The sequence below is a fragment of the Phytoactinopolyspora endophytica genome (assembly GCF_004138495.1).
GTDB classification, from domain to species: Bacteria; Actinomycetota; Actinomycetes; order Jiangellales; family Jiangellaceae; genus Phytoactinopolyspora; species Phytoactinopolyspora endophytica.
The window spans coordinates 233208-242462 of record NZ_ML142851.1 but is presented as its reverse complement, the minus strand read 5'-3'; the positions used below and the strand labels follow the sequence as shown (position 1 = coordinate 242462).

Below are 9255 nucleotides of genomic sequence, written 5' to 3'. Positions count from 1 at the left end.
GACCGAGACTCCCGGACGACGAACCATGCCGCGACCATGGCCGCCAGCCCGACCGGCACGTTGACCAGGAAGATCGGACGCCACCCCAAGCCGAGAACGTCCCACTCCACCAGGACACCACCGAGAATCAGCCCGGCGACGGACGCGGATCCCAAGACGCCGCCCCACAGACCGAGCACCTTCCCCCGTTCGCGCCGAGGGAACGTGACGTGAATGATCGCCAGGATCTGTGGCACCATCAGACCGGCTGCAGCACCCTGAAGGAACCGCCCACCGATCAGCATCACCGGGTCCCCGGCGACGCCGCACAGCGCTGACGCCACCGTGAAGCCGGCGACGCCGACAAGGAACAGCCGTTTACGTCCGAAGATGTCGCCGAGCCGGCCGCCGGTGATGAGTACGGCCGCGAACGCCAGCACATAGCCGGCCACGATCCACTCGATCTGGCTGTACTCGGCGCCCAGGTCCCGCATGATGCTCGGGATCGCCACGTTGACTATCGTCACGTCGAGCAGGTCCATGAACCCGGCGACGAGCACGACGACCAGTGCGAGCCACCGTCGTCGATCCAGAGTCGACGTTTCGTCTGTCATGACGGCCAACCTCCTTGTCACACTTGCGTGGTCCCGTCCGTCAGCGCGGTGACGGATCTCGACGGAGGGAGGTGACCGCGTGAGCGAGAAAGATTGGCTGACGACGGCGTTCGAGCAGAACCGCGGCCATCTGCGGGCGGTGGCCTATCGGATGCTGGGCTCGCTGAGCGAGGCGGACGACGCGGTGCAGGAGGCCTGGCTCCGGCTCAACCGCACCGACACGAGCGGCGTCCATAACCTTGGCGGATGGCTGACCACCGTCGTCGCGCATTTGTGCCTCGACATGCTCCGTTCACGCACGTCGCGACGCGAGGAACCGCTGGAGACGCACGTACCCGATCCGCTGATCAGCCGCGAGGACGAGACTGACCCCGAGCACGAGACATTGCTGGCCGACTCTGTCGGCCTGGCGATGCTGATGGTGCTCGAGACGCTCCCGCCCGCGGAGCGGCTCGCCTTCGTCCTTCATGACATGTTCGGTGTGCCGTTCGACGAGATCGCGTCCATCGTCGAACGCTCCCCGTCCGCGACCCGGCAACTCGCCAGCCGCGCCCGTCGTCGGGTCCGGGACGCCGAGCCACTTCCCGACGCCGACGTCGCACGTCAGCGTGAGATCGTCGACGCGTTCTTCGCGGCTGCCCGCGACGGCGACTTCGACGCCCTGCTCGCGCTGCTCGACCCCGACGTCGTGGTCCATGCCGACTTCGGGCCGAAGCCGGCGGGCGCGTCGAGAACTGTTCGTGGCCCCCGGGCGGTGGCCGAAGGGGCGCACTCGTTCTCGCGCTTTGCTCCGTTCGTCCGGCCGGCGCTCGTCAATGGCGCCGCGGGAGCCGTCGTTGTTCCACCTGGGCGGCCGTTCGCGATCATGGGGTTCACCATCAGGAGCGGAAGGATCGTCGAGATCGACATTCTCGGCGACCCTGACCGCCTTCGCCGCCTCGATCTCACGAACCTCGGGAGCTGAAGTCCCGCGAGTATGACGGCCAGGCGATCTAGGTTGTGTCGCTAACTAGATGGCGATAGCATCTATAAAGTGACCGACCAATGGCCCCAGTCGTGGACCCGCGCGGCAATCGAGATGTGTGTCCTCGCGGTCGTGCGGCAACACGGTCCCACCCACGGCTACGAGATTGCACAGCGGCTTCGCGACGCCGGATTGGGCGAGATCAAGGGCGGGACTCTATATCCAGTCCTTGGCCGCCTAGAGCAACGCGGCCAGCTGAGCTCCGAATGGATCGGCGGCGTCGGAGGACCTGGGCGAAAGCTGGTCGATATCACCGACGAGGGTGGACGCGCCCTGGACGCGGTGGTCTCCGAGTGGATGACGTGGGTAGGGCGGGTCGTCGCGACCGTCGGGGGTCAAGAAAGCACGTCAGGAGGGCAGCAACCGTGCGGACAACCACAGGCAGCGGCTCCGAGGAGGCTCGAGCCATGACAGCTAGCCAGGTCGAGAAGTACGTCGATAGCCTGATCTTCGCCTTGCGCATGCGGAACGTGCCAGGCGAGGAGATCGGGCAGATCGTTGCCGAGGTCGAAGCCCACGTCGCCGAGAGCGGCGAGGCCCCGGCGGAGGCGTTCGGCAAGCCCCGTGAGTATGCGCGGACGTGGGCACGCAACACCGGGCACCGGCAGGGCCGGTCGGATCTGATCCGATCCATCCTCGGCATCGTCGCCGCCGGGGCGGGTGGGTCGCTGCTGGGCGTCAGCGTCATCCGAACGGCGACCGACAAGTCCGTGTGGGGTCTCCATCCGCTCCTGACTGTGCTAGCCGGAGTCATCGTGATGGCAGGCGCGGCGTTCGCCCTTCCAAAGGCGGACCGCGTCATCGATCCGCGCACCGGCCTAGAACCCGAACGGATCAACCGATCGGGACGACGGGCGATGATCATCACCGGAGCGGCGGTACTGGCCTGGCTCACCGCGGCGACCGTCCTCGCGCTCGTCCTCGGTTGAGCCGTCCGGCGAGCGACCGCGTCCGCCTACGCCGCTTCATGGGCCTAGGAGTGACGCTGGTATGACGGCTATGCCATCGGCTCGGCGGTATGCATGGGTCCCGGTGGTGATGATGGCGGCGTCCGCAAGAAGGTCGCCGACCTGATCTCGGAGCCAATGCAGATGCGCGACGTCTTTGTCGTCAACATTGCGGGCTACTTTCACCTCCAACGCCACAATCCGGCCGCCGACGCCCGTAATGATGAAGTCGATCTCGTGGTTAGATTCTCGTGTCCGCAGGTGATGTACTTTCGCTTCGGCCGCTTGAGCGTAGACGCGGAGACTGAGCGCGATAAGCGACTCAAACATCGGTCCCACCATCGCGCGCCCATGTGGTTTGCGTCGCCCCGTAGACGATGCCGCCAACAGCGTGTTGGCGTCGAGGTCGAGCAGTCGCGCTGCCAGAGCCGGGTCGGCCAGGTGATGCTTTGGTCCCTGCGCCAGCCGCGCTATCTGGTTGTCGACGGGCAGCCATCCGGGCACGGGATCGAGGAGCCAGAGTTGGCTGAGCACCTCGCGATACGCGATGGTCGTTGTCTTGGCTGGCTTGTCAGATTCGCCAGGTGTCGCCGCGTCCAGGATCGCGTTGTATGCCGCGGTCGTCGCCGTCGCCGCTGCAAATGCCTCGAGCCACGCCCGCAATGTCGCGGGCCTCCGCACCTGGTGGCCTTGGTCCTGGAATTCACGCTCAATGATGCGTGCGATGTAGCCGTCCAGTTGCGCGCGCCGCGCGCGAGGTGGCAGCTGTCGAACGCCAGGGAATCCAGAGCGAAGTATCTCCTCGACGTAGTCAGGAAGCGTCAAAGACGCCGCACCCGCTACTGGGTCACGCCGGCCCGCCAGCAGATTCGACAAGCTGACCGTGGGAGTATCCAGATCGCGTTCGGCCAAACTCATCGGACGCATGCGCACCTGCACGATGCGTCCCGCGCCTGAATGAACTGGGGATGTCACCGGTGCCGCGCTTCCTGCCAGGATGAACCGCCCTGGCCGAGGATCACGATCCACACTGCGACGCACGTCGTCCCAAACAGGTGGGTACCGTTGCCATTCGTCGATGAGTACCGTGCCCGGTGACCGGGTGATTTGGCCGGAATCCGCCGCGAGTAGGTTTTTCTGTTCATCATCGTCGAGCTCGTAGACAACATCGGCTCGGCGCTCGGCAGTCGCGGTTTTCCCAACGCCCTTCGGACCCTCGATCGCTACCGCCGCCAACGCAGGCAGCAGCTCATCAAGCTCGCCGTCCACAATCCGCTGATGATAGGTTGCCACGTCTCCTACGCTACCATTTGCGGTGCCTCTACGCTACTGTTTGCGGCTTTGCCGCACTACCGTTTGCGGCATCTCCACGCTACCGTTTGCGGCGTGTCTTCGGTGACCGACGGCCGACTGTCGAGCTCACCCGTCCACCACCACATACCTGGCGCATCGGCGCGGCTCATAGGGTTCTGTCGGTGGGTCCTGGCATCCTCGTTCTCGACGGCAATCACAGCGCTCGTCCAACGCACCAGCGGGAGGTGTCATGCGTCTGCTCCACACGTCCGACTGGCATCTCGGTCGCAGCCTGCATGGCCTCGACCTGCTGGAACACCAGGCGGCTACGCTCGACCACATCGTCGACGTCACGGCCGGCGAGAACATCGACGCCGTCCTGATCGCGGGAGACATCTTCGACCGTGCCATCCCGCCGGTCGAGGCGGTCCGTCTCCTCGAGGACACCCTCAAGCGGCTTACCGAGCACGCCCCGGTGATCGTCACGTCCGGCAACCATGACTCCGCGATCCGCCTCGGCTACGGCTCCACGCTGTTCCCGCAGAACCTGCACGTCGCCACCCGGGTCAGCGACGTCGGCACGCCCGTCGAGCTGGCGGACGAGCACGGCGCCGTCCTTGTCTACCCGTTCCCGTACCTCGACCCGGACGGCTGCCGGCACGAGCTCTCGGACGACGACGAGCCGCTCGCCCGCTCGCACGAGTCTGCCTGCACCGCCGCCATGCGACGTGTCAACGACGATCTCCAACGACGACGGCGCGACACGCACGATGGCCGGGCACGCACCGTCGTCATGGCACATGCCTTCGTCGTCGGTGGGATCCCACTCGAGACGTCGGAGAGCGAGCGCGACATCCGGGTCGGCGGCGTCGACTCGGTGCCCAGCGCCGTCTTCGACGGAATCGACTACGTTGCGCTTGGACATCTACACGGGGCGCAAGAGCCTCGCACAGGCCACACCACCACCCGGCTGCGCTACCCGGGCTCGCCACTGCGTTTCTCCTTCTCCGAGGCCAACCAGGAGAAGTCGATCACCATCGTCGAGCTCGGACCCGACGGCGTCGCCGAGGTGAGCGCCATCGCCGTCCCGCAGCCACGCCCGATGGCTCGCCTCATCGGCGCGCTCGAGGCGATCCTCACCGACCCGGCCCACGAGCAGCACCTCGAGTCGTGGGTGCAGGTCACCGTCACCGACCCGGGCCGCCCGCAGCAGATGCGCGAGCGCGTCGCACACCGTTTCCCGCACCTGCTGGAGATCCGCCACCTCCCGGAGGGTGAGGAGATCGGCAGCGGCGACGGCGTCGCCAACCCGAACACCATCGACCCGCTCGACGTCGCCCGCGACTTCGTCCACCACGTGACCGGCGACGACGTCACGGACGCCGAGCTCCACTGCTTCCAGGACTCCCACGACGCGGTTCTCGCGGCGGAGAGGAGCGCCTAGATGCAGCTGCACACGCTCACGTTCGCCGCGCTCGGGCCGTTCCGCGACGAGCAGCACATCGACTTCGCCGAGCTCTCCTCCGGTGGGCTGTTCCTGCTGGACGGGCCCACCGGCGCGGGCAAGTCCACCATCATCGACGCCGTCGTCTTCGCCCTGTATGGGCAGGTCGCCGGCGGGTACTCCAGCTTGCACCGCCTGGTCTCGGACCATCGCGATGCCCGCACCGAACCGTTCGTCGACCTGGTGTTCGAGACGGGGCGCGGCGTCTACCGCGTCCGCCGGACACCGGCGTTCGAGCGGCTCAAGAAGCGCGGCGAGGGCACGACTCCTCAGCAGGCCACGGTCAAGCTGTGGAAGGGCACCAGCCCGGCGGGCGTCGACGGCGACCCGATCTCCACCCGCGCAGGGGAGGCCGACGACGAGATTCGCGACGCGCTCGGCCTCAGCCGCGAGCAGTTCGTCCGCACCGCGGTGCTGCCCCAGGGCGAGTTCGCCCGCTTCCTGCAGTCCAAGAGCGACGAGCGCCGCGACATCCTGCAGAGCATCTTCGGCACTGAGCACTACGAAAAGGTGCAGGCCGAGCTGAAACGCAAGCGGGTCGACGCCCGCAAAGCCTGCGACGACGCCGATGCCGACCTGCGCTACGCGGTGACGTCGTTCGTCGACGCTGCCGGACGCGAAGCTGCCGGTCACGAGGACACCAGGGGTCCCGAGCACACCATTGTTCAAGGGACGGGTGAGCATGGGTCGGGCAGCGGCGCGTTCGCTGACCCTCACCGGGCGACGCAGCTGGTCGACCAGGTGCTGACCGCCGTCGTCGACGCGCAGGACGACGCCGAGGCCGCGCTCATCTCCTGGGCCGACGAGGTCGTCGCCGGGCTGAAGACCGCGTACGAGACGCTCAACGCCCGCCGTGCACAGGCTGAATCGGCGCGGACCGAGGCAGAGGCGAAGCTGAAAGATCTCGAACAACGTCGTGACCGACGAGACCGGCTGCGCGCCGCCCTGGCCGAGCAGGAGCGTCTGGAGGCGGAACGCGACAGCCATGAAGCCAGAGCTCGACGACTCGATGCCGGTCTCCGGGCCGCGACCTGCCGCGTCGCCGTGGACGCGCTCGACGCCGCGGGCGCCCAGCTGGAGCATGCGCGCCATCGGGTGGAGGCGCTGCGCGCCACCGTCGAGCTACCCGGGCTGGACGTCGCAGAGGCGGACCAGGACGAGGTCGCCTCCGCTCATCGCCGGCTGCTCGACACGATCGTCGGGCTGAACGACGTGCTGAAGGTCGAGGCCGACCTGCCACACCGCCGCGACGAGTTGAAGACGCTCGGCGAGGACAGCGAGAAGCTGGAGAAGAACCTGGCGACCATCGAGGCTCGCTCAGCGGAACTCCCGAAACGCATCGAGTCGCTGGAGGAGCAGCTCTCCGCGGCCCGCGAGGCGGCAGTAGGGCTGAGTGGTCTGCGCGACGAGCGCCGTCAGGTCAGCGATCTCATCGGCGTCCACCAGGACCTACTCGCTGCCCGCAAGGAGCACGAGACGGTCGACAACCGTCGCCGGGCCGCCCTGCGGATGTACACCGTCGCCAGCGAGAACGAGTCCGACCTGCGCCGCCGCTACCTGGAGAGCGTGGCGGCCGAGCTGGCCGAGGCTCTGCCCAAGGGCAAGCCCTGCCAGGTCTGTGGGTCGCGGAAGCACCCACAGCGGGCACAGCGCACCCTCGACCATGTCGACCGCGAGGAGGTGGACGCGGCCGAGCAGACCAGGCTGAAGCGCCAACGGGAACTCGACGACACCAAGCAGGTGCTCGACCAAGCCGCTACCCGGGTCGCCGAGCTGGAGGGCCGGTTGGACCGCCGCTCCGCCGAAGACCTACAGGCCCGTCTCGCCGAGATCGACGCCGCCATCACACACGCCGAGACCGCTGAGCAGCAGCTTGCTGATCTCACCGGCGAGATCAGCCGGCGCAAGCAGGAGCTCGAAGACTGCCACGAGCAGCACCGGCGGGCCACTGCCGACCTCGCCACCGCCAACGCCCGTATCGCGTCGCTGACGGAGGCCGTGGAACGCGACGATGCCCGGGTCTCAGAGCAGCGGCACGGCTTCTCCAGCGTCGCGGCCCGGGCGGCCGACCTCAAGCGTCGCACCACCGCGGCGGATCAGCTGGTCAAAGCCCTCGCCGAGCTCACGCGGCACACCGAAGATCACGCCCGCCGCGCCGCCGAACTCGACCGGACCGTCGCCGAGGCGGGCTTCGAGAGCATCGATGCGGCTCGTGACGCACTGGTGCCCGCGAATGAGCTGGAGAGGCTGCGACAGCAGGTCGAAGAGTGGCGGCGCCGGATGCACGCGGTCGAAGGCCGGCTCGCCGAACCCGACCTCGACGGCATCGACCCCGCGGCGCAGATCGACGTCGACGACGCTCGCACCGCCGTCGAATGTCGCGAGGCAGAGTTCGCATCCCTGCAGCGCGAAGTCGCCACCCGCGGCGAGCGGCTGCACCGCAGCCGGCGGGCCAGGTCGAAGGTCGTGGACGTGACCGGTATCCGCAGGCGACAGCACGACGCCGCCGCCCCCATCATCCGGATGGCCGGCCTCGCCAACGCCGACGTCAACGACAACGTGCTGCGCATGCCGCTCGCCACCTACGTGCTGCAACGCGTATTCGACAGCGTCGTCGAGGCCGCCAACGAGCGCCTCGTCGACATGTCCTCCGGCCGGTACACGCTCGAGTCGTACGACGGGAAGCAGTCCGGCACCCGGCGCACCGGCCTCGGCCTACATGTCATCGATGCACACACCGGACAAGCCCGGGAGACCGGAACGCTCTCCGGCGGTGAGACCTTCTATGTGTCGCTCAGCCTGGCACTGGGGCTCGCCGACGTCGTCACATCGCAGGCGGGCGGCCTCACCATGAACACCCTCTTCATCGACGAGGGGTTCGGCAGCCTCGACCCGGACACCCTCGACGATGTCATGGGGGTCCTCGCCGGTCTACGCAGCGGCGGACGCGTGGTGGGGATCGTCAGCCACGTCGAGGAGCTCAAGACCCGCATCCCGGAGCGGATCGAGGTACGGCGCACATCCGTCGGCGGGCCGAGCAGCCTCACTGTCGTCGCCTGAATCGACCCGATAGGTTCGAGACGTCACCCGACCTTCTGAGGAGCACGCCGTGACGCTGACCCGTATAGCAGCACTGGGCCACTACCAGCCCGAGCACGTCCTGACCAACGACGACCTTGCGACGATGGTCGACACCAACGACGCATGGATACGCCAGCGCACCGGTATCGTCACACGCCACATCGCCCGTGAGCAGACGGTCGCCGACCTGGCGTCCGCCGCCGCGGACAAAGCCCTCTCGACGGCTGGGCTGCAGCCGGAGGAGATCGGCATGGTGGTCGTGGCCACCTGCTCGGCGATGGACCGTTGCCCTAGTGTCGCCGCCCAGGTCGCGGGCCGGCTCGGCGTCCCCGCCGCGGTCTGTTTCGACATCAACAATGGCTGTGCCGGCTTCTGCACCGCGCTCGCCACAGCCGACCACGCTGTGCGCGCCGGCGCAGCCCGGCACGCACTGGTGATCGGCGCCGAGAAGATGAGTGACGTCACCGACTGGACCGACCGCTCAACCTGCGTGCTCCTCGCCGACGGCGCCGGCGCCGCCATCGTCTCCGCATCCACGGGCGACGAGGGTATCGGCCCGGTCGTGTGGGGCTCCGACCCCAGCCGCGGCGACACTGTGCGCCTCAACGACGGCTGGCATCCCCACTTCCAGCAGGAAGGTCAGGCCGTCTACCGCTGGGCCACCAGGGAGCTCGCTCCCATTGCCCGCGAGGCGTGCACCCGCGCCGGCATCACACCCGCCGACTTGGGGGCCATCGTCACGCACCAGGCCAACCTGCGGATCATCGAAGCGGTGGTGCGGCAACTTGACGCGGAGCAGGCCGTCGTCGCCCG

At 67.9% G+C, this 9255-nt stretch carries 8 protein-coding genes; 6 read left to right on the top strand and 2 right to left on the bottom strand.

What is annotated here, in order from left to right; all coding sequences use genetic code 11:
* The coding region (locus ELR45_RS37110; protein WP_205856171.1) for an MFS transporter at positions 1-593 on the bottom strand (593 nt) is incomplete at its 3' end.
* Positions 594-672: 79 nt separating this feature from the next.
* Here ELR45_RS37110 and sigJ point away from each other — a divergent pair.
* The 3 genes from sigJ to ELR45_RS06965 all read left to right on the top strand — a co-directional run bounded on the left by sigJ (position 673) and on the right by ELR45_RS06965 (position 2546).
* On the top strand, positions 673-1557 hold the full coding sequence (sigJ, locus tag ELR45_RS06975; RefSeq protein WP_129664598.1) for an RNA polymerase sigma factor SigJ: 885 nt from the start codon (positions 673-675) through the stop codon (positions 1555-1557).
* 69 nt (positions 1558-1626) lie between these two features.
* A complete protein-coding gene (locus ELR45_RS06970) occupies positions 1627-2028 on the top strand; it encodes a PadR family transcriptional regulator (protein WP_205856170.1) in 402 nt (133 codons plus the stop codon).
* A complete protein-coding gene (locus ELR45_RS06965; protein ID WP_129664595.1) occupies positions 2025-2546 on the top strand; it encodes an HAAS signaling domain-containing protein in 522 nt (173 codons plus the stop codon). Before ELR45_RS06970 ends, ELR45_RS06965 begins: the two co-directional genes overlap by 4 nt.
* A 36-nt stretch (positions 2547-2582) precedes the next feature.
* On the opposite strand, the gene ELR45_RS06960 is transcribed toward ELR45_RS06965, so the two are convergent.
* A complete protein-coding gene (locus tag ELR45_RS06960; RefSeq protein ID WP_129664593.1) occupies positions 2583-3857 on the bottom strand; it encodes an ATP-binding protein in 1275 nt (424 codons plus the stop codon).
* 250 nt (positions 3858-4107) lie between these two features.
* Here ELR45_RS06960 and ELR45_RS06955 point away from each other — a divergent pair, with 250 nt between their 5' ends.
* From ELR45_RS06955 to ELR45_RS06945, 3 genes are all read left to right on the top strand, one after another.
* Positions 4108-5301: an exonuclease SbcCD subunit D gene (locus ELR45_RS06955; protein WP_129664591.1), complete on the top strand. Its 1194-nt coding sequence runs from the start codon at positions 4108-4110 to the stop codon at positions 5299-5301.
* Positions 5302-8421, top strand: coding sequence for an AAA family ATPase (locus ELR45_RS06950; RefSeq protein ID WP_129664589.1), 3120 nt, complete (start codon positions 5302-5304; stop codon positions 8419-8421).
* 49 nt (positions 8422-8470) lie between these two features.
* Positions 8471-9255, top strand: a 785-nt coding sequence (locus tag ELR45_RS06945; protein ID WP_205856169.1) for a beta-ketoacyl-ACP synthase 3, incomplete at its 3' end; no start/stop codon positions are given.